Here is a 19,539-nt window from a genome sequence, read left to right on the forward strand (position 1 = left end):
CGTTGGATGCGCTGGTGAGGGGTGAGGCGACCGTGGATGTGTGAATGAATGGCTCACCGCTCAGGGTGACATGGTCCTGTTCCGTCATCCTGAGCGCAGCGAAGGATCCTTCGTCATTTCGCACAGGGGCATGGTGCAAGAGATTAAGGATCCTTCGACTCCGCTGCGCTGCGCTCAGGATGACGCAAAGCAATCACGCCGTCATCCTGAGCACTGAGCCGTGAAGCGGACAGCCCAGTGGGCTGTCCGTAGGCGAAGGGAGCCGCCGCCAAGGCGGCGACGGTCCGGCCAAGCCGGACACCGTCAGGGCGTAGTCGAAGGATCCTTCGCTTCGCTCAGGACGACAGAGCGACCACGTTCCGGCTACAGATCCTGCGCGCGCATGCGATCGAGTTCGTGGCGCACATTGAGGCGCTCGCGCTGGTGCAGGTAGATGCCCGCGAACGCCGCGGCGGGTATGTTGAAGATCAGGAACGTGGCGACGGTCGCGGTGATCGCTGGCCATGGGCCTCCGGAGGCGTCCAGGGTGATCGCCGGTCCCGCGGCCGCGAAGATGGCGAACAGCAGCGAGATGGCGGGCAGGACCAGTCCGGGCCATCGGTCGTGCGCCCGTGACAGGCGGAATTGCAATGCGATCAGTCCGGCGAGGATCAGCAGCAGGATGGCGATCGTGGCGAGGATGGCGGGGGTGTCGAGTCGCATGGCGTGCTCCTTAGGATTGCGGTGTTTGCGCGGGTGCGGGCGGTTGGGCGTGTTGGCGCCGGTATGCGTCGATGAGCATGCGCGCGGTGTCGAGGCTGAGCTTGTCGTCCACGGCGAGGCGCTTGATGAGGTCGATGTAGGGATCGTCCCCGGTCTGGTCGGCGAGGCGGATCTTCTGGATGAGCCGGTCGAGCCGGAGCCGGACGGTGGGGTAGGAGACGCCGTATTCGCAGGCTACCTCCTTCATGGATCCGGAGGCGAGCAGGAAGCGTTTGGCGAAGGCCAGGTCGTCTTCGTCAAGGCCGGCGATCCAAGCGGGTGGTTCGGTTGGGGACATGGGCTGCCTCCTTGCATCAGTGCGTTTCTTCATGTGCGTCTTCATTGGCTAAGTTGAATAATATTAAATATATCATAAATAAAATTAAAGTCAAAAGACAAGAATGATTGAATAATCGTAAGAATCGCCTGTATCGCCGGAGGAAGGTGAACTTTGCGTTATCCGGTGGTGAGTTCTTGGTTTACTGCCCGGCATGCCGCCTGTCACTGCGGTACAACAGAAATTGCTGAAAATGCGAATGATATCCATTAGGAAAATCAGACGCATCCGTGACCATACCTCAGCAAGGAGTGGAACATGATGAAGCAGAACAAGAGGAAGTCCACGGCGCTCACGGGCGCGGTGGCCGGCGTCGCCGCCCTGGCGATGCTCGTGAGCGGTGGTTCGGTTGCGAACGCCGCCGAAACCAAGTACCCCTCCGACGCCGCGCAGCCCGATCTGGTCAAGCTGCTGGCCGACTACGAGAACTACTACAAGCCCGCCAACACCTACGACAAGAACGATCCGTCCAAGCCGTTCGGCAAGGGCGAGGTCAAGGACGCCGCCACGCTCAAGAACGACGACGACATGACGCTGGCCATCAACCAGGCCGCCGCCAAGGCCGACGCCGATGGCGATGGCGTGAAGACCGCCACCACCCAGCAGCGCCGCGCCCTGATCGACGCCGACTACAAGATGGCCGAGACCCTGCCTGACTCCCTGGGTCCGGTCCTGAGTCAGTACTTCACCGAGGGCCTTGAGAACGGCTCCCTGCCTCGCACCAAGTCGCTGCTTGTAGAGGACCATCAGGCCGGCGGCTACGCCTACGCGCTCATGTCCGACTACCTGAGCACCGGCACCGCCAAGGTCACCTTCAACCACACCCGCCCGCTGTACGACCGCACCGACGGCGGCTACGTGGCGGCCGGCCTTGAGAAGACCGTCCCGATCACCCACGTGCCCGACTACACCGACGCTCAGGGCACCACCCACAAGGCCGGCTACGACGAGTTTGCCACCTCCGGCTCCTTCCCGTCCGGCCACACCACCTACGCCTACTCCGGCGGCATCGCCCTCGCCACGCTGTTCCCGCAGCTGGCCCCCGAAATCGTGACCCGCGCCTCCGAGGCCGGCAACAACCGCATCGTGCTCGGCGTCCACTACCCGCTGGACATCATGGGCGGCCGCATCGACGGCGAAGTCTCCAACGCGACCCGCTGGTCCGATGAGCAGTTCCGCAACGAGCAGATCCTGCCCGCCTTCGACGAGCTGCAGTCCTACATGGCCGGCAAGTGCGTCGCCGACGGCCACGCCACCAAGCAGGCCACCGATGTCGCCACCGTTCAGGACTGCGTGAACAACCTGGGCGCCAACGACACCAAGGGCTACACGAACAGCTTCGTCGACCCGGTCTCCAAGCTGGCCGTCACCGACCGCAAGTCCGCGATCGAGGTCTTCACCAACCGCATGACCTACAACTTCAAGCAGACCGGCAAGGCCGGCCAGGCCCCGGTCGTCCCGGATGAGGCCGCCAACCTGCTGATCACCGCCTTCCCGACCCTGAGCGCCGACCAGCGCAAGCAGGTCCTGGCCGCCACCGAGATCGACTCCGGCTACCCGCTGGACGCCTCCTCCGAGGGCTACCAGCGTCTCAACCTCGCTGCCGCCTACAGCGCCAAGGTGACCGTTGACGCCAAGGGCAACGTCACCAAGGTTGAGCCCGGCCAGAAGGAAGCCTCCGTGGTCTACGCCGCCGAGCAGCCGGTTCCGGTCTACCGCCTGTACAACCCGTTCATGGCCGCCGGCGCCCACCTCTACACCACCGACGAGTCCGAGTACGCCTCCCTGCAGACCAAGGGTTGGAAGGCCGAGGGCATCGCCTTCTACGGCACCGCCGACAAGACCAGCACCCCGGTCTACCGCCTGTACAACCCGTACAACGGCTCGCACCACTACACCGTGGACGTGAACGAGTACAACGGCCTCAAGACCTCTGGCTGGAACGACGAGGGCATCGCCTGGTACGTGCCCACCTACGCCGCCTCCGACGTGTACCGCGCCTACAACCCGTTCACCGGCGAGCACCTGTTCACCACCAGCAAGGCCGAGATCGAGAACGTCAAGGCCAATGGCTGGAACGACGAGGGCGTGGCCTTCAAGGCCGTGCGCAACGACTGATGGCAGCCGGGGCTCTATTCCAGAGCCCTGAGCTGACCTGACTGGCTTCCTTTCCCTTTCGGCTTGCGGGCCGCTCAGTCCTGTGGGGTTTCCTGTGAGGAATCCCATGGCGATTGGGCGGCCCGCAGGTTTTCCTCGCGTTGCGCCGCGAGACGGACAGCCGCTCGACGGCGGCGGAAGCGGACGATCAGGGCGATCGAATAGGGAAGGATGAACACTATCCCCAAGATGCTCCCGATGATGGCGAAGCCAAGCCAGGAGTTGTCGCCGATGATGATGTATTCGCTGGGGTTGCTCGGGTTGTAGCGGATCGCGATTTCGTCGCCGACCTGGTATTTGCCCTCGGTGGAGGTGCTGACGGCGCCGGGTTTGGTGTACTCCAAACCACCGTCGGCCGTGTATTGGATCGTCGCTGTCCAAGTGTCGCTGTCATCCTCGTCGACTGCGGGTTCGTATCGCACATCCACGATTCGCGCGGAGGATGGCTGGGTGCAGACCTGACTCAGGTGCCAGTGTTGATAGCCCGCGTATCCCGAACCTAGAAGTATGAACAGACCTACTACAAAGAAAATCCGGAGTATGGTGGAGGGCGATATGCCGCTGTCTCCATTCCCCGCGGAGGCTATGGTCAACTCCGATTCATACGATGATGACATGGGACCCCGTCCTTGTCGATGGGCGCGTCCCCTGTGGCGCGATCCCCTTACCCACATTGTAGGGCGGTCCGCAGGATGATCACAATGCGAGACGGGCCGACACGCCGGTGCGGACGCGGGTGGTATGGTGAAGTTATGACTTATCTCATGTGTTGCTGTTGTCGCTGACCGACGCCTTCGGGCGAGCGGTTGACAACGCATAACTTGAGATAGGGTTCCTTTCCGCCGGCATCACGGCTTCACTCGTAGTATCACAGCCCGGCAATTTCGATCATCACAATCTATCGGAACATGAGTGTATGTGCGTATGCATTCGCATTTGAATACGCACTTCAGCGCCCATCATCCATACCCTTCCAGGGAATCCCGTTTCACAGCTGCACGGCAACCGGTTCGCCTTCCGCTCTCTGCAATCCCCTTCGCAATCCCAATCAATCGAACCGATCCGATCGAATCACCACAGGAAACCAGCCAATCCACAGCAAAGGAAACGAGACATCATGACCATCCACAACTCCGTCGCGGACCTCATCGGCAACACCCCGCTCGTCAGGCTCAACCACGTCACCGCGGGCGTGAGGGCCACCATCGCCGTCAAGATCGAATACCTCAACCCCGGCGGATCGTCCAAGGACCGCATCGCCGAGCGCATCATCGACGCGGCCGAGCGCTCCGGGCAATTGAAGCCCGGCGGCGTGATCGTGGAGCCCACCAGCGGCAACACCGGCGTGGGCCTGGCGCTCGTGGCCCAGCAGCGCGGCTACCGCACCATCTTCACGCTGCCGGACAAGGTCTCCGAGTCCAAGCGCGCGGTCCTGAGGGCCTACGGCGCCGAGGTGGTGGTCACCCCCACCGACGCCGGCCCCGGCGACCCGCGCTCCTACTACGACGTCTCCGACCGCCTTGCCGCCGAGATCCCCGGCGCGTTCAAGCCCAACCAGTACGACAATCCGAACGGCCCTCTGAGCCACTACTACACCACCGGCCCCGAGGTCTGGGAGGCCACCGACCACAAGGTCACGCACTTCGTGGCCGGCATCGGCACCGGCGGCACGATCTCCGGCACCGGCAAGTACCTCAAGGAGGCGTCCGACGGGGCCGTCAAGGTGATCGGCGCCGATCCGGAGGGTTCCATCTACTCCGCGCTCAGCGAACAGGACGTCCACCAGTACAAGATCGAGGGCGTGGGGGAGGACTTCTACCCCAAGGCGTTCGACCGCAACATCACCGACGCGATCGTCAAGGTGAACGACGCCGAGGCCTTCGAGATGACCCGGCGCCTGGCCGGCGAGGAGGGTCTGCTGGTGGGCGGATCGTCCGGCATGGCCGTGGCCGCCGCGCTCAAGTACGCCCGCCTGTACAACCTGGACGAGGACCAGCTCGTGGTGCTGCTGCTGCCCGATTCCGGCCGCGGCTACCTCGAGAAGATCTTCGACGACGACTGGATGCGCGCCAACGGCTTCGGCGAGGTGGTGGAGCGCACCTCCAGGCCGTCGCTCGTGGCGCAGTACCTCTGAGCCGGTTGCCGGATCGCACCGATCGACAGCATCCCAATCACACCAATCCGCAAGAACCCCACAAGACCCCCACCAACAACGCAAAGGAACCAACATCATGACCATCTCCACCAACGCCGCAGCCCTCGCCGCCTCCGCCTCCGCCACCCGCGCCATCCACGCCGGACAGGAGCCCGACCCCACCACCGGCGCCGTCGTCACGCCCATCTACATGACCTCCACCTTCAAGCAGGACGGCGTGGGCGGCTTGCGCCACGGCTACGACTACAGCCGCTCCATCAACCCCACGCGCAACAGCTTCGACGCGCAGCTCGCCTCCGTGGAGGGTGCCAAGTACGCGCTGTCCTTCGCCTCCGGACTCGCCGCGATCGACGTGCTGCTGCGCGCCACCGTGAAGCCCGGCGACAACATCCTGCTGGGCAACGACGTGTACGGCGGCACCTACCGCCTGCTGTCCAAGGTGTTCGTGCCGTGGGGCGTGGGCCTGGACGTGGTGGACATCACGGACACCGCCGCCGTCTCCGCCGCGCTTGATGGGAAGGATTACGCGTACATCTGGGTGGAGACCCCCTCCAACCCGCTGCTCAACATCACCGACATCGCCGCCACGGCCGCCGTGGCCCACGCGCACGGCACCAAGGTGGTGGTGGACAACACCTTCGCCTCGCCGGTCCTGCAGCACCCGCTGGACGATGGCGCGGATGTGGTGGTCTACTCCACCACCAAGTACATCGGCGGTCACTCCGACGTGGTCGGCGGCGCGGTGGTCCTCAACGACGAGGAGGTGCGCGACCAGGTCGCCTTCCTGCAGAATGCGGCCGGCGCGGTGCCCTCCCCGTTCGACTCCTGGCTGGAGATCCGCGGCCTCAAGACCCTCGACCTGCGCGTCAGGCAGCACAGCCGCAACGCGTTGGAGGTGGCGCAGTGGCTCGAATCCCTGCCGTCCGAAGTGATCGAGCGCGTGTGGTACCCGGGCCTCGAATCGCATCCGGGCCACGAGATCGCCGCCCGCCAGATGCACGGCGGATTCGGCGGCATGATCTCCGTTGAGATCGCGGCCGGATTCGAGGCGGCCAAGCGCGTGGCCGGCGCCACGCAGATCTTCACGCTCGCCGAGTCCCTAGGTGGCGTGGAGTCGCTGATCGAGCACCCGGGCGCGATGACCCACGCCTCCGTGGCCGGTACCACGCTGGAGGTGCCCGCCAACCTGCTGCGCCTGTCCGTGGGCCTTGAGGACCCGCAGGATCTGATCGCCGACCTGAAGCAGGCGTTCCAGGCGATCTGAGTCACGGATCCCGGGAAGCCGGTCCCCGGGAACGCCGCGCGGTCGCCGCTCACGGTACAGTGGAGGCCATGACAGACAACGCGGCGGCGCTGGGGGCGCTCAAACAGTACTTCGGATACGATTCGTTCCGTCCCGGCCAGTCGGGCATCGTCGACGCGCTGCTCGGCGGGCGGGACGTGCTCGGCGTCATGCCCACCGGCGCCGGCAAATCCGTGTGCTACCAGATCCCGGCCATGCTGATGGACGGCGTGACCGTGGTGGTCTCGCCCCTCATCTCCCTGATGCGCGACCAGGTGGACGGCCTCAACGACGCCGGCATCCCGGCCGCGTTCATCAACACCACGCAGACGCCGGACGAGCAGGGCATGGTCCTCTCGCAGGCGGCCCATGGCGAGGTCAAACTCCTGTACGTGGCCCCCGAGCGTTTGGAAACCCAGCGGTTCCAGTCCTTCGCGGCGCACACGTCCATCGCGCTCGTGGCCGTGGACGAGGCCCACTGCGTCTCCCAATGGGGCCAGGACTTCCGCTCCAGCTACCTGGGAATCGGCGACTTCATCGCGGGACTGCCCGTCCGGCCGGTCGTCGGCGCGTTCACCGCCACCGCCACCGAGCGCGTGCGGCGGGACATCGTGGCCATGCTGGGACTGCGTGACCCGGCCGTCACCGTGACCGGATTCGACCGCGAGAACCTGTACTTCGACGTCATCAAGCTGGAGACCAAGTACAAGGCCGCGTGGGTGGCCCGGTACGTGGCCGAGCACCCGGACGAGTCGGGCATCGTGTACTGCGCCACGCGCAAGGAGACCGAGGCGCTCGCGGAGGCGCTCAACCGCACCGTGCCCACGCTGCGCGGGGGAGCGAACGGCCGGGGCGGCGCGGCGGATGACTCGGCGGGCGGCCAAAGCGCCCCGATCGCCGTTGCCTATCACGGGGGCATGTCCCCGGATGTGCGCGAGCGGGCCCAGCGCGACTTCGTCACCGACGCGGTGCCGGTGGTGGTGGCCACCAACGCGTTCGGCATGGGCATCGACAAGTCCAATGTGCGTTACGTGATCCACCACAACATGCCCGAATCGATCGAGGCCTACTACCAGGAGGCCGGCCGAGCCGGGCGAGACGGGCTGCCCAGCCGGTGCACGCTGCTGTGGAACGAGTCGGACATCGTCACCCGCCGCCGGCTGCTGGACAACGACTACGAGAACGACCGCCTGAGCCCCGAGGAGCAGGAGATCGTGCGCATGTCCAAGCGCCGGCTGCTGGACGGCATGGTGGGCTACTGCCGGACCACCGACTGCCTGCACGTCTACATGACCCGCTACTTCGGCGAGACCACGCCGGCCGGCGACGGCACGGATGGCACGGGAGGCCCGGCCAAATGCAAGGGTGGCTGCGCGAACTGCGACGGCACCTTCGAAACCATCGACGTGAGCGATGTGGCGCGGGCGGTGAGCCGCTGCGTGCATGACGTGATGTACGACTACGACGAGTCCGGCCGCCCATCCCGCACGGCCGTGCGGCAGGGTCTGGGCAGCGGCAAGATCGTGGCCGTGCTGCGCGGCTCGCAGGCGCAGGACGTGATCGACCGCGGTTTCGACCGATGCCCCAGCTACGGCCGTCTGAAGGACGTGCCGCAGGCCCGCGTGCGCGATGTGCTCAGCCAGATGGCCACCGACGGCTTCCTGTTCATCTCCGAGGGCCGTCTGCCGATCGTGGGCTTCGGCCGGCGGGCGGCGGAGACCGTGGCGCCGGACTTCCACTACGAGATCAAGCGGATCGAGCGGCCCAAGGCGGCTGGAACTTCCAATGGCCGGAAGTCGGCCGGAACGTTCGGCGCATACGGCGCATACGGGCAATCCGGTGCGGCCGCGCTGTCCGACGGCGGCGAGCCCGCCACCGAGGCCGACGAGGCGCTGTTCCGCAAACTGCGCGAACTGAGGCTCGAGATCGCGCGCGAGGCCGGCAAGCCGCCGTACATCGTGTTCACGGACAAGGCCCTGCGCGATATGGTCCGTCTCAAGCCCACCACGCCCGAGGCGTTCCTTGAGGTCAACGGCGTGGGCGAGAGTAAGCTCAGGCTGTACGGCGACCGGTTCATGGAGGCCATCGCGGCCGAGGGCTGACCGGGCCGCATGGCCGTTATCCATTTTTCCAATACCGACGCGCTGGGATCGCACGATCCGGCGCGGAAAGCCGGAGTAGCATGGGGCTCGGTTACCGTTTTCCCATGGAATGGAGGACTCATGGCGGAGAACACCGAACACAACGCCGGCAGCAAGCCGGTGCCCGAAAGCTTCCAGCTCGACCACACCAAGGTCAAGGCTCCCTACGTGCGCTACATCGACACCGAGAAGGGCCCCCACGGCGACGTGATCTCGAACTACGACCTGCGTCTGGTCCAGCCCAACGAGAACGCGATCCCGACCGGCGGCCTGCACACGATCGAGCACACCATCGCCGTGCTGCTGCGCGAGCGCATCCCGGGCTACATCGACTGCTCGCCGTTTGGCTGCCGCACCGGCTTCCATCTGCTCACCTGGGGCGAGCACTCCACCGAGGACGTGGCTCGCGCGCTCAAGGAGTCCTTGGAGTTCATCGCCTACGAGGCCACGTGGGACGACGTGCCGGCCACCACGATCGAAAGCTGCGGCAACTACCGCGACCACAGCCTGTTCACCGCCAAGGAATGGGCCAAGGACATCCTCGCCAAGGGCATCAGCTCCGACCCGTTCGAGCGCAAGGTGGTCTGAGGCTTCTCGCGTCGCCGGGGCGTCCGGCGGCGGCGATGCGCGTGATCACGTCTGCGGATTGCCTGGCGACGGGCACCTGAATTCGAAGGCCCATGGGAATACGACACCCATGGGCCTTCTCGTTGGGTCCCTCTGGCTTTCCTCTGATGACGCGTATAGAATGGGCCCCACGCGCGGTCAAGACCAATCGCGCGACCCGTCGACGACGACGGGCACACCAGACGGCAAAGGAGTCGCAATGGCACATATCGCATTGGTCGGCGGCATTCTCATCGACGGCAACGGCGGGGAACCGATCCGGGATTCATTGGTATTGGTGGAGGGCAGGACGATCGCCTACGCGGGTCCCCGCGACGGGCATCCGATCCCCGGGGACGCCGAGGTGGTGGACATCGGCGGCAAGGCCGTGATGCCCGGTCTGATCGACTCGCATCTGCACTTCACCGGCAACGAAAGCGATGACGACACCCAATGGGTGCTCGACGACGTGACCCTCAAGACCGTGATCGCCGTGCAGCAGGCGCATGACGCGCTCAACAGCGGTCTGACCACCGTGGGTGAGATCTCGCGCTCCGGCGTGGCGATCCGCGACGCGGTGAACGCCGGGATCATGAAGGGTCCGCGCATGGTGTGCACCGGGCTGGGATTCTGCCGCACCGGCGGCCACGGCGATTCCCATAAGCTGCCCCTGGCGTACAACGAGGCGTCCCATCCGTGGGCCGAGCGTGTGGACGGACCGTGGCCGCTGCGCGCCGCGGTGCGCCGCCGCCTGCGCGAGAACGTGGACGCGATCAAGATCTGGTCCACCGGCGGCGGCATCTGGCGTCACGACGACAAGCTGCTGCAGCACTACACGTTCGAGGAGATCAAGGCGGTGGTCGACGAGGCCTCGATGTGCAACATCCCGGTCTGGTCGCACGCGGAGGGCTACGGCGGCGCGCTCGCGTCCGCCAAGGCCGGCGTGCACCTGATCATCCACGGCCAGACGCTCAACGACGAATGCCTGGACATCATGGCGGACAAGGGCATCTACTTCTGCCCGACCATCCAGTTCCTGGAGCAGTGGTTCAAGACCTACCCGCCGGAGTACAACCCGGCGCAGGACGCCTATCCGGGCGGCACCCGCGTGGAGCGCGAGCTCAACCGCGTCTACGACAACCTGCGCAAGGCCAACGACAAGGGCATCACGCTGGTGACCGGCTCCGACTCGTTCTGCTCGTCGCTCACGCCCTATGGCACCACGCTGCTCGGCGAGGTCTACTCGTTCGTGGAGAAGGTTGGCTTCTCGCCGTTGTTCGCCATCAGCTGCGCCACCCGTAATGGCGCGCGGATGCTGCGCGTGGACGATGAGACCGGCACGCTGGAGGCGGGCAAGTCCGCCGATCTGCTGGTGATCGACGGCGATCCGAGCGCCAACATCCGCGACCTCGCGGTGGAGAACATGACGATGATCATGAAGGAGGGCGACGTCATCCGGCGCCGGTAGCATCCGGTCGCCGTCCGATCGCGTCGTCCAATCATCCGGGCCGGCCCGGCCGCATCCAGTCCGCGCCGGCCCGGCACAACCGGCCAAAGGAGGCCCGTCATGTCAAAGGCATCGTCACCCGCCGCGACCGGCGGCGGTGGCATGGTCAAGTCGCTGAGCCTGTGGAACTACTTCACCATGGGCTTCGGCGCCATCATCGGCACCGGGTGGGTGCTGCTCGTCGGCGATTGGATGATCCTCGGCGGCGGCCCCGTGGAGGCGATGATCGCATTCATCCTGGGCGCCGTGTTCCTGCTGCCGATCGGCGCGGTGTTCGGCGAACTCACCTGCGCCATACCCATCTCCGGCGGCATCGTCGAATACGTCGACCGCACGTTCGGCCCCACCGCCGCGCACATCACCGGCTGGTTCCTGAGTCTGGGCAACGGCATCCTGTGCCCGTGGGAGGCGATCGCGATCAGCTCGCTGCTGACCACCATGTGGAGCCGCCTCAACGGTTTCGGCTGGCTCACCTCGGTCAAGCTGTACGACATTGCCGGCTCCGGCGTCTATCTTTGGCCGCTGGTGATCAGCGAGGCCGTCTGCGTGCTCGTGATCACGCTCAATTTCCGCGGGGCGAGCGCCGCCGCCAAACTGAGTTCCTTCCTGTCCAAGGCGCTGCTGGCCGGCATGGTCCTGGCGATGGTCATCTCGCTGTTCAGGGGCGGTCCGGGCAACCTGCTGCCACTGTTCGACCAGGTGCCCGCCGGAGAGTCCGGCTCGGCGTCCGGCGCGGCGACCACGGCCGGCTCGTTCCCGCAGGGCGTGCTCGCGGTGCTGGTGATGACCCCGTTCTTCTACACCGGCTTCGACACGATCCCGCAAAGCGCCGAGGAGGCCAGCGAGGGTCTCGACTGGAAGCGTTTCGGTCGCGTCATCTCCGCATCCCTGCTGGCGTCGGGACTGTTCTATGTGTTCTGCATCTACGCCTTCGGCACGATCATGCCGTGGCGGCAGGCTGTGGCCATGCCGGTGCCCGCTCTCGCGTCGATCGAGAGGATCAGCATGTGGCTCTACCTGCCCATGCTGGTGATCGGCACGCTGGGTCCGCTCGGGCCGATGAACTCGTTCTACGGGGCCACCGCACGCATCATGCTGGCCATGGGGCGCAAGGGGTATCTGCCGCGGTCCTTCGCGTCGATCGATGAGCGGACCGGCACGCCGAGGACCGCGAACATCGTGCTCGCCGTGGCCACGGTCATCGGCCCGTTCCTGGGCGGCAACCTGCTGATCCCGCTCACGGAGGTCTCCTCGCTGGCCTTCGTGTTCGCGTGCACCATGGCGGCGGCCGCATGCATGAGGATGCGCCGGACCGATCCCGATCTGCCACGGCCGTACACGGTTCCCGGCGGGCGCTTCGGCATTGGGCTGGCCATTGCGGCCGGCGCGGTGATCATCGGTCTGCAGGTGCTGCCGTTCTCCCCGGCCGCGCTCAAGCCCGTCTCCTGGGCGATCGTGGCGGTGTGGGTCGCGCTGGGGCTGATGCTGAGGCTGGCGGTGCGACGGCGCTGAAAACCGAGGGTCACCCGGCGGCGATGCGCGTGATCGCGTCGGCGGATTCGTCCACGATCCGCCGCATCGCCGCCTCGGCGCCGGCCCCGTCGCCCCTGCGGATCAGGGCCGCGACCTCGACGTGGAGGTCCAGCGCCTCCTGATTGGCGACGGACGGCATCAGCTCGTGCGCGGTTCGGCCCTCCAGCGTGGAGGCCACCACATCGCCGAGCGCCGCGAACATGAGGTTGCCGGACGCTTCGAGCAGCGTGCGGTGGAACAGCATGTCCGCGTTCAGATATTCGCTTTCATTGGCCCGATCGGCATGCGACACCATGCCCACGGCCGCCTCGGTGAGCGTGCCCCACTGCTTCGGCGTGGCGGCTGCGGCGGCCAGCCGCGCGGCCATCGGCTCCACGGCGGCCCTGAGCTGGGAGAGCTCGTTGAGGGCGTTGAGGCGGTATGCGCCGCCCAAGCGCCACCTGATCACCTGCGGATCGAAGACGTTCCACATGTCGACCGGGTTCACGGTGGCCCCGGCCTTGCGCCGCACGGTCACCAGCCCCATGGATTCGAGCACGCGCGTCACCTCGCGGGTGACCGAGCGCGAGGGGGCTGTACGCGTGGGTGCCTCGTGCGCGGGGGTGTGCGAGGGGTCGCCGCCGTCGGCCATGACGGGTTCGGGCAGCCGGTCGCCGGGGGCGATGGCGCCGCCGATGATGGCCATGCCCCATTCATTGAGCAGCCGGTCGTGCAGGGAAATGTCGTCGGTGGGGGAAGTCATGCCCTGATTATCGCATGGGCGGCGGTCGTTATGTCATACATATTCGACACGCCGATCTGCAATCGTATTGCGTAATCCGTAATCGAGTCATATATTTTATTACGTCATACAAATGCAGACCATGAACCAAAGATGGCATGCATATAACACACGTACTCAAAGAAGAGATGGACCATGAATGATCTGATCCTTGCGGCGGCCGAAACCGCCGTCCAGCTCAACGGCACCCAACTGGGCATCAGCGTGGTGGCCAGCATCGTCGTGCTGATCCTGCTGGTGACCGTCGCCAAACTGCACCCCTTCGTCTCCCTGCTCATCTCCGCGCTCGTGGTGGGCATCGGCTCCGGCTACGGCCCGGTCGCCACCGTGGAGAGCTTCTCCGCCACGTTCGGCTCCACCATGGCCTCGGTCGGCATCCTCGTCGGCCTGGGCGCCATGCTGGGCCGCGTGCTCATGGACACCGGCGCCGCGGACAGCATCGTGGGCACGCTGCTCGCCAAAACCTCCACGCGCATGATCCCGTGGACCATGGCCCTGATCGGCGCGCTGATCGGCCTGCCCATGTTCTTCGAGGTGGGCCTGGTGGTGCTCGTGCCGGTGATCATCCTCATCGCCCGCCGCTCCAACCTGCCGCTTATGCGCGTGGCCATCCCCACCCTCGCCGGCCTTTCGGTCATGCACGCCTGCATGCCGCCGCAGCCCGGTCCGCTCGCCGCCCTGAGCAACTTCCCCAACGGCTCCGTAGGCGTGACCATGATGTTCGGCCTGCCGATCGCCGTCATCACCGCCGCGCTCGTGGGCCCGCTGTTCTCCTGCATCGCCGCCAAGTGGGTGCCGGTGCCGGCCCCCGAATCCCTGGGCGACGAATCCGCCGCGGCTGCCGCGGCCACCGCCGCCAAGCCGCAGAACCGCACGCTGCCGCCCTTCTGGCTGTCCGTCCTGTGCATCCTCGTGCCCGCCATCCTCATGCTCGGCAACGCGATCTTCGAGATCGTCGCGCCCGATCAGGCCGGCTCCTCCGCACTGCACGCGCAGATCCTCGCCTTCTTCGGCAAGCCCGCCATCGCGCTCGTCACCGCCGTGCTGTTCTCCATGATCGCGCTCGGCAAGGTCACCCGCATGTCCTGGAAGGACGTGAACGACTCCCTCAAGGCCGCGCTGCCTCCGATCGCCGGCATCCTGCTCATCGTGGGCGCGGGCGGCGGTTACAAGGGCGTGCTCGTGGACACCGGCATCGGCGACATCATCGGCCGCTTCGTGGAAAGCTCCTCCGTCTCCATCTTCCTGCTCGCCTGGCTCATCGCCGCCTTCGTGCGCGTGGCCACCGGATCGGCCACCGTGGCGATCATCACCACCGCCGGCATCCTCGGGCCGGTCGTGGAGCAGATGGGGGTCACCACCCCGTCCATCGCTCTGCTGGTGATCGCCATCGGCGCCGGCTCGGTGTTCCTCTCCCACGTCAACGACGCCGGCTTCTGGCTCATCAAGGAGTACTTCGGCCTGGAGGTGGGCGAGACCTTCAAGACCTGGTCCGTGCTCGAATGCCTGCTGTCCGTGGTCGTGCTCGCGCTCGTCATGATCTGCAGCATCTTCGTGCCGCTGGTGTAGCGCCGGCCGCGACCCGTCCGTCCTTTTACCCATCCCATTCCGTCCCAATCGCGGTGCAACCTGTAATCGAAAGAAGGAACCATGACCACCGAAACCACCATCATCGCCGCCAACACCATCCCCGCCGGCTACTTCGCCGGCAAGGCCCCCGTCATCGTCATGATGGGCGTGTGCGGCTGCGGCAAGACCACCGTCGCCGAGCACCTGGCCGCCAAGCTGGGCCTCAAGTCCGCCGAGGCCGACGATTTCCACCCGCAGGCCAACATCGCCAAGATGTCCGCCGGCATCCCGCTCACCGACGACGACCGCTGGCCCTGGCTGGACACCCTCGCCGCGTGGATCGACGAGCGCATCGCCGCCGGCGAGCCCGCCGTGGTCACCTGCTCGGCCTTGAAGAGGGCGTACCGCGATCGGCTGCGCCGCGATGGTGTGGTGTTCGTCTACATGAAGGGCTCCTTCGACGAGGTGCTGGAGCGCCTGTCCCATCGTCAGGGCCACTTCATGAAGCCCAACATGCTGCAGTCCCAGTTCGACATCCTCGAGGAGCCGGGCGCGGACGAGGTGCACGTGGACGTGGAGATCGGCCACGGCACCACGCCCGAGCAGGAGTGCGACGCGGTGATCGGCGCGCTGAAGCGGGGCGGCTTCGAGGCGGGTGCCGGGCACATGACCATGGGCATGGTCGGCCTGGGGCGCATGGGCGGCAACATGGTCCGCCGACTGCGCGCCGGCGGCCACACGATCGTCGGCTTCGACATGAACCCCGAGTCCGGACGCGACGTCGATTCCCTGGAGGCGTTGGTGGCCGCCCTGTCCGCTCCGCGCGTGGTGTGGATCATGGTGCCGTCCGGCAAGCCGACCGACTCCACCGTGGAGCGCCTGGGCGAGCTGCTCGAGCCCGGCGACATTGTGATCGACGGCGGCAACTCCAAGTACACCGAGGACCGCGAGCATGCGGCCGCGCTGGCCGAACACGGCATCGGGTTCCTGGACTGCGGCGTCTCCGGCGGCGTGTGGGGCGCCGAACGCGGCTATGCGCTCATGGTGGGCGGCGACGACGAAACCTACGCCAAGGTCCTGCCGATCTTCGAAACCCTCAAGCCCGAGGGCGAATACGGTCTGGTCCACGCCGGTCCGGTGGGTGGCGGCCACTTCGCCAAGATGGTGCACAACGGCATCGAGTACGGCATGATGCAGGCGTTCGGCGAGGGCTTCGCTACCATGATGCGCAGCGAGTACATCACCGACCCGGCCAAAACCATGGAGTCGTGGCGCTCCGGATCCGTGGTGGTCAGCTGGCTGCTCGACCTGTTCGAGAACGCCGCCGCGCACGACCCCGAACTGCGCAACGTGCCGGCCGTCGCCAACGAGTCCGGCGAGGCCCGGTGGATGGTCGAGGCCGCGATGGAGCTCGGCGTGCCCACCCCGGCCACCGCGGCGGCCCTCTGGCAGCGCCAGACCTCGCGCGGCGGCGCCGACGACATCCTGCGCGTGGTGACGGCATTGCGCGCCCAGTTCGGCGGGCATGTGACCAAGGTGGACGAGATCGCCACTTGGTGAGCTGCGGCTAGTCGCCTTCCCCTAGTCGTCGCCCCCTAGTCGCCTTCCCCTAGTCGACGCCCTCGCCTCCCAATGCCGCCCGGTTCTCGCGGCGGTATTGGGAGGGCGTCATGCCGATCGTGCCGAAGGGGCCGATGCTTTTTTGACCCGAACGGGCGGCGTTTCTCGGCCTGGAGCGGAACGGCCTTCGGGCGGGCATGCCGGCGCGTGACAATGATGGGGACGCGATCGCGGGGCCGTGGGCGGCGTGCCGTGCGGCCGGATTGCGGCGCGTTGCAACGATTGGTTCCGTACGCGGAAAGGATGATGATTATGGCTGATCAGCGTGTGAAGGTGGGCGGCAGCGACCTCGAGGTGTATCCGCTGGCCTTGGGCGGCAACACGTTCGGATGGACGAGCGACGAGGCGACCAGCCGCGCGGTGCTCGACGCCTACACGGAGGCGGGCGGCAACTTCATCGACACCGCCGACGTGTACTCGGCGTGGGCGCCGGGCAACGCGGGCGGCGAATCGGAGATCATTCTGGGCCGCTGGCTGGCCGTGCGCGGCAACCGCGACCGCGTGGTGATCGCCACGAAGGTCAGCGAGCACCCGCAGTACAAGGGCCTGTCCCGCGCGAACGTGCTGGCCGCCGCGGACGAATCCCTGCTGCGCCTGGGCGTGGAGGAGATCGACCTGTACTACGCGCACTTCGACGACGCTTCGACTCCACTCGAGGAGACCGCCGCCGCGTTCGACGAGCTGGTCCGCGCCGGCAAGATCCGCGCGATCGGCCTGTCCAACTACACGGCCGAGCGCATCGAGGAGTGGTTCCGGATCGCCCGCGAGCACGGCTACGCGCTGCCCGTGGCCCTCGAGCCGCACTACAACCTGGTCCACCGCGGCAACTATGAGCGCACGCTCGCGCCCATCGCCGCGCGCGAGAACCTCGCCGTGTTCCCGTACTTCTCGCTGGCCGCCGGGTTCCTGACCGGCAAGTACCGCTCCGCCGCGGACGCCGAGGGCAAGGCGCGCCAGGGCATGGTGGCCGACTACCTGACCGCCGACGGATTCGCGCTCGTCGACGCGCTGGACGAGGTGGCCAAGGCGCACGGCACGGCGATCGCCACGGTCGCGCTGGCTTGGCTGCGCCATCGCCCGCAGGTCGCCGGCCCGATCGCCTCGGCCCGCACGCCCGAGCAGCTGCCCGCGCTCCTTGCCTCCACCGCGCTCGACCTGACCGCGGACGAGGTGGCTGCGCTGGACAAGGCCTCCGAGCCGTTCACCAAGTAGTTCCTAAGGCCCTAAGGCCCTAAGGTCCTAAGGCCCTAAGGCGGCGGAAGATCATTCTCGGTTCTGCGGGTTGCGGGTTGGGCAGTGGGCTGGGCAGTGCAGACCGGGCAGTGCAAACTGGGCAGATCGGAACGCCTGATTTCCAAACTGGGCGGATCCGGTCATCTGGAGGCCGATTTTGGTGTCCATATGACCTGATCTGCCCAGTTTGCGACGATCGGGTTCCGATCTGCCCAGTTTGCGGAAGGGCACGGGCCTAGCGACGCGGGTATTTCGCATAGTCGGGGCGGATCAGCATTTCCAGGGCGTCTTCATGCCGACAGGACCGGTTCGACGCCGACCGGACATGATGGAGATCGGTGGAATTCCGCGGTTTTTCCTTGGCACGCGGTTGGCATCCGGGCGGTATGCGGCTGATTGGACGCCCTGAAAACGCAGATATCATCCGGAGAAGTCGAAAATCCGCCCTCAATCATGATGTGATTGCCTCCCGCAGTTCGCCCGTCTTGGTGCGCAGACGCTCATGGGTGTCTTCGCGGGTGGTCCCCGTGAACCCCGTTAGTCCCTCTGCGTCACCGTGCGCCCCTCTGCGCCACCGTCCGCCCCCCGCGTCCGAATTCGCATCCATTTCGAGAATCGGATGCGGGTTGAGACACGGGGGACCCGGCTGGCGTCTGAATTCGCATCCTTTTCGAGAATTGGATGTGACTTGAGACGCGGGGGACCCGATTTGCGTCTGAATTCGCACCCATTTCCAGAATTGGGTGCGGGTTGAGACACGGGAGGTCCGGTTTGCGTCTGAATTCGCATCCTTTTCCGGAATCGGATGCGGGTTGAGACACGGGAGGTCCGACTTGCGTCCGAATTCGCATCCTTTTCCGGAATCGGATGCGGGTTGAGACACGGGAGGCCCGACTTGCGTCCGAATTCGCACCCATTTCGGGAATCGGATGTGACTTGAGACACGGGAGGTCCGACTTGCGTCCGAAATCGCACCCGAAATGCCGGCGGGGAGGCGGTGTGGTACGTTGTCGTCAGTCGTTTTACGTCAGTTTCCGGAGGGTTCGGCATGCAGTCCAAGTCCAACGTAGCCAACGCGCTCGGCAAGTCCGGTTCGGGCAAGTCCGCGCATGAGTTCCGCAAGGCCACCAAGGCCGATCTGCCGGCGATCCTGGCGATCTACGCGCGCGCCCGCAAGCTCATGGCCGCCAATGGCAATCCGACGCAGTGGGGCAAGACCTTCCCGCGCGAATCGGTGATCCGCGACGACATCAAGTGCGGCCGCTGCACGCTGCTCGTGGATCATCTGGGCGGCACCGAGGCGGATGCGCCGGCCGGATTCGGTGCGGTCAAGGCGACCGCGCGCACGCTGAGGGTCTCCACGCCGGGCAATCCGCAGGGGTATCAGGCAGGGAAATCCGGTGCAACCGGCGCGGCCGACCCCAAGTCCGGCGCGAAGGCCGGCGCCAGCTCGAAGACATCCGGTGCCGAGCGCATCCTCGCGGTCTTCGCCGTATGCCCGGGGGAGGACCCCACCTACAAGACCATCGACGGCGCCTGGCTGGATGACGACCGGTATGTGACCATCCACCGCGTCGCCTCCGCCGGAATCATCAAGGGCGCGGCGCACATCATCTTCGGCTGGGTGCTCAGCCACTACGACAACGTGCGCGTGGACACCCATCCCAACAACAGGGCCATGCAGCACGTGCTCGCCACCAATGGCTTCACCCGCTGCGGCACCATCCAGCTCATCGACAGGCCCACGGACACCCTGCGCATCGCCTTCCAGCGCCACAACCGCAAGGCGGCCTGATTCGCGCGCCCGCAAGGCACGCAGAATGAGCAAATCCATTGCGCTAGCGTCCCTTTGGAGCCTGCACCGCAGTGGATTTGCT

General features: G+C 66.2%; 14 protein-coding genes and 2 pseudogenes. 12 read left to right on the forward strand and 4 right to left on the reverse strand.

Annotated elements, in window-relative coordinates:
- Positions 1-363: 363 nt before the first annotated feature.
- Together EMO90_RS01895 and EMO90_RS01900 are read right to left on the reverse strand one after the other, a co-directional pair.
- A complete protein-coding gene (locus EMO90_RS01895) occupies positions 364-702 on the reverse strand; it encodes a hypothetical protein (RefSeq protein ID WP_150353907.1) in 339 nt (112 codons plus the stop codon).
- Positions 703-712: 10 nt separating this feature from the next.
- Positions 713-1,039 (reverse strand): DUF2089 family protein, encoded by a 327-nt coding sequence (locus EMO90_RS01900; protein WP_150353906.1) that lies wholly within the window; start codon positions 1,037-1,039, stop codon positions 713-715.
- 297 nt (positions 1,040-1,336) lie between these two features.
- Here EMO90_RS01900 and EMO90_RS01905 point away from each other — a divergent pair, with 297 nt between their 5' ends.
- The gene (locus EMO90_RS01905) at positions 1,337-3,196 is read left to right on the forward strand and encodes a phosphatase PAP2 family protein (protein ID WP_223849734.1); all 1,860 of its coding nucleotides are present in this window, start codon (positions 1,337-1,339) and stop codon (positions 3,194-3,196) included.
- Between the two features lie 74 nt (positions 3,197-3,270).
- On the opposite strand, the gene EMO90_RS01910 is transcribed toward EMO90_RS01905, so the two are convergent.
- Positions 3,271-3,852 (reverse strand): DUF3592 domain-containing protein, encoded by a 582-nt coding sequence (locus EMO90_RS01910; RefSeq protein WP_190971986.1) that lies wholly within the window; start codon positions 3,850-3,852, stop codon positions 3,271-3,273.
- Between the two features lie 500 nt (positions 3,853-4,352).
- Here EMO90_RS01910 and EMO90_RS01915 point away from each other — a divergent pair, with 500 nt between their 5' ends.
- The 6 genes from EMO90_RS01915 (at position 4,353) to EMO90_RS01940 (ending at position 12,438) form a co-directional block, all read left to right on the forward strand.
- Positions 4,353-5,369 (forward strand): pyridoxal-phosphate dependent enzyme, encoded by a 1,017-nt coding sequence (locus EMO90_RS01915; RefSeq protein ID WP_150353904.1) that lies wholly within the window; start codon positions 4,353-4,355, stop codon positions 5,367-5,369.
- A 97-nt stretch (positions 5,370-5,466) separates the two neighbouring features.
- The gene (locus tag EMO90_RS01920) at positions 5,467-6,654 is read left to right on the forward strand and encodes a cystathionine gamma-synthase (RefSeq protein ID WP_150353903.1); all 1,188 of its coding nucleotides are present in this window, start codon (positions 5,467-5,469) and stop codon (positions 6,652-6,654) included.
- Between the two features lie 68 nt (positions 6,655-6,722).
- Positions 6,723-8,774 carry a RecQ family ATP-dependent DNA helicase gene (locus EMO90_RS01925; protein ID WP_150353902.1) on the forward strand — a complete coding sequence of 684 codons (2,052 nt, stop codon included), beginning with the start codon at positions 6,723-6,725 and terminating at the stop codon, positions 8,772-8,774.
- A gap of 120 nt (positions 8,775-8,894) precedes the next feature.
- Positions 8,895-9,401 carry an S-ribosylhomocysteine lyase gene (locus tag EMO90_RS01930; protein WP_150353901.1) on the forward strand — a complete coding sequence of 169 codons (507 nt, stop codon included), beginning with the start codon at positions 8,895-8,897 and terminating at the stop codon, positions 9,399-9,401.
- Between the two features lie 238 nt (positions 9,402-9,639).
- Positions 9,640-10,887 carry a metal-dependent hydrolase family protein gene (locus EMO90_RS01935; protein WP_150353900.1) on the forward strand — a complete coding sequence of 416 codons (1,248 nt, stop codon included), beginning with the start codon at positions 9,640-9,642 and terminating at the stop codon, positions 10,885-10,887.
- 99 nt (positions 10,888-10,986) lie between these two features.
- Positions 10,987-12,438: an APC family permease gene (locus EMO90_RS01940; protein WP_150353899.1), complete on the forward strand. Its 1,452-nt coding sequence runs from the start codon at positions 10,987-10,989 to the stop codon at positions 12,436-12,438.
- Positions 12,439-12,448: 10 nt separating this feature from the next.
- Here the strand turns inward: EMO90_RS01940 and EMO90_RS01945 are convergent, their stop codons facing one another.
- The gene (locus tag EMO90_RS01945; RefSeq protein WP_150353898.1) at positions 12,449-13,201 is read right to left on the reverse strand and encodes a FadR/GntR family transcriptional regulator; all 753 of its coding nucleotides are present in this window, start codon (positions 13,199-13,201) and stop codon (positions 12,449-12,451) included.
- A 174-nt stretch (positions 13,202-13,375) separates the two neighbouring features.
- Between EMO90_RS01945 and EMO90_RS01950 the strand changes: the two genes are divergently transcribed.
- The 5 genes and pseudogenes from EMO90_RS01950 to EMO90_RS12815 form a co-directional block, all read left to right on the forward strand.
- Positions 13,376-14,809 carry a GntP family permease gene (locus EMO90_RS01950; protein WP_150353897.1) on the forward strand — a complete coding sequence of 478 codons (1,434 nt, stop codon included), beginning with the start codon at positions 13,376-13,378 and terminating at the stop codon, positions 14,807-14,809.
- Between the two features lie 162 nt (positions 14,810-14,971).
- Positions 14,972-15,391, forward strand: a pseudogene (locus EMO90_RS12660) (gluconokinase); the annotation flags it as partial.
- Between the two features lie 84 nt (positions 15,392-15,475).
- Positions 15,476-16,369 (forward strand): phosphogluconate dehydrogenase (NAD(+)-dependent, decarboxylating), encoded by an 894-nt coding sequence (gene gnd / locus EMO90_RS12665; protein ID WP_317908998.1) that lies wholly within the window; start codon positions 15,476-15,478, stop codon positions 16,367-16,369.
- 312 nt (positions 16,370-16,681) lie between these two features.
- Complete coding sequence (locus EMO90_RS01960) at positions 16,682-17,641, forward strand: aldo/keto reductase (RefSeq protein ID WP_223849733.1); 960 nt, start codon at positions 16,682-16,684, stop codon at positions 17,639-17,641.
- Between the two features lie 1,474 nt (positions 17,642-19,115).
- A pseudogene (locus EMO90_RS12815) lies at positions 19,116-19,457 on the forward strand (N-acetyltransferase); the annotation flags it as partial.
- Positions 19,458-19,539 lie beyond the last annotated feature (82 nt).

Origin of the sequence: Bifidobacterium vespertilionis (assembly GCF_008698145.1) — a bacterium.
GTDB classification, from domain to species: Bacteria; Actinomycetota; Actinomycetes; order Actinomycetales; family Bifidobacteriaceae; genus Bifidobacterium; species Bifidobacterium vespertilionis.

Coding starts and splice junctions, on each gene's coding strand:
- EMO90_RS01895 (WP_150353907.1), bottom strand. CDS start 702: ATGCGACTCGACACCCCCGCCATCCTCGCCACGATCGCCATCCTGCTG.
- EMO90_RS01900 (WP_150353906.1), bottom strand. CDS start 1,039: ATGTCCCCAACCGAACCACCCGCTTGGATCGCCGGCCTTGACGAAGAC.
- EMO90_RS01905 (WP_223849734.1), top strand. CDS start 1,337: ATGATGAAGCAGAACAAGAGGAAGTCCACGGCGCTCACGGGCGCGGTG.
- EMO90_RS01910 (WP_190971986.1), bottom strand. CDS start 3,852: ATGTCATCATCGTATGAATCGGAGTTGACCATAGCCTCCGCGGGGAAT.
- EMO90_RS01915 (WP_150353904.1), top strand. CDS start 4,353: ATGACCATCCACAACTCCGTCGCGGACCTCATCGGCAACACCCCGCTC.
- EMO90_RS01920 (WP_150353903.1), top strand. CDS start 5,467: ATGACCATCTCCACCAACGCCGCAGCCCTCGCCGCCTCCGCCTCCGCC.
- EMO90_RS01925 (WP_150353902.1), top strand. CDS start 6,723: ATGACAGACAACGCGGCGGCGCTGGGGGCGCTCAAACAGTACTTCGGA.
- EMO90_RS01930 (WP_150353901.1), top strand. CDS start 8,895: ATGGCGGAGAACACCGAACACAACGCCGGCAGCAAGCCGGTGCCCGAA.
- EMO90_RS01935 (WP_150353900.1), top strand. CDS start 9,640: ATGGCACATATCGCATTGGTCGGCGGCATTCTCATCGACGGCAACGGC.
- EMO90_RS01940 (WP_150353899.1), top strand. CDS start 10,987: ATGTCAAAGGCATCGTCACCCGCCGCGACCGGCGGCGGTGGCATGGTC.
- EMO90_RS01945 (WP_150353898.1), bottom strand. CDS start 13,201: ATGACTTCCCCCACCGACGACATTTCCCTGCACGACCGGCTGCTCAAT.
- EMO90_RS01950 (WP_150353897.1), top strand. CDS start 13,376: ATGAATGATCTGATCCTTGCGGCGGCCGAAACCGCCGTCCAGCTCAAC.
- gnd (WP_317908998.1), top strand. CDS start 15,476: ATGACCATGGGCATGGTCGGCCTGGGGCGCATGGGCGGCAACATGGTC.
- EMO90_RS01960 (WP_223849733.1), top strand. CDS start 16,682: ATGGCTGATCAGCGTGTGAAGGTGGGCGGCAGCGACCTCGAGGTGTAT.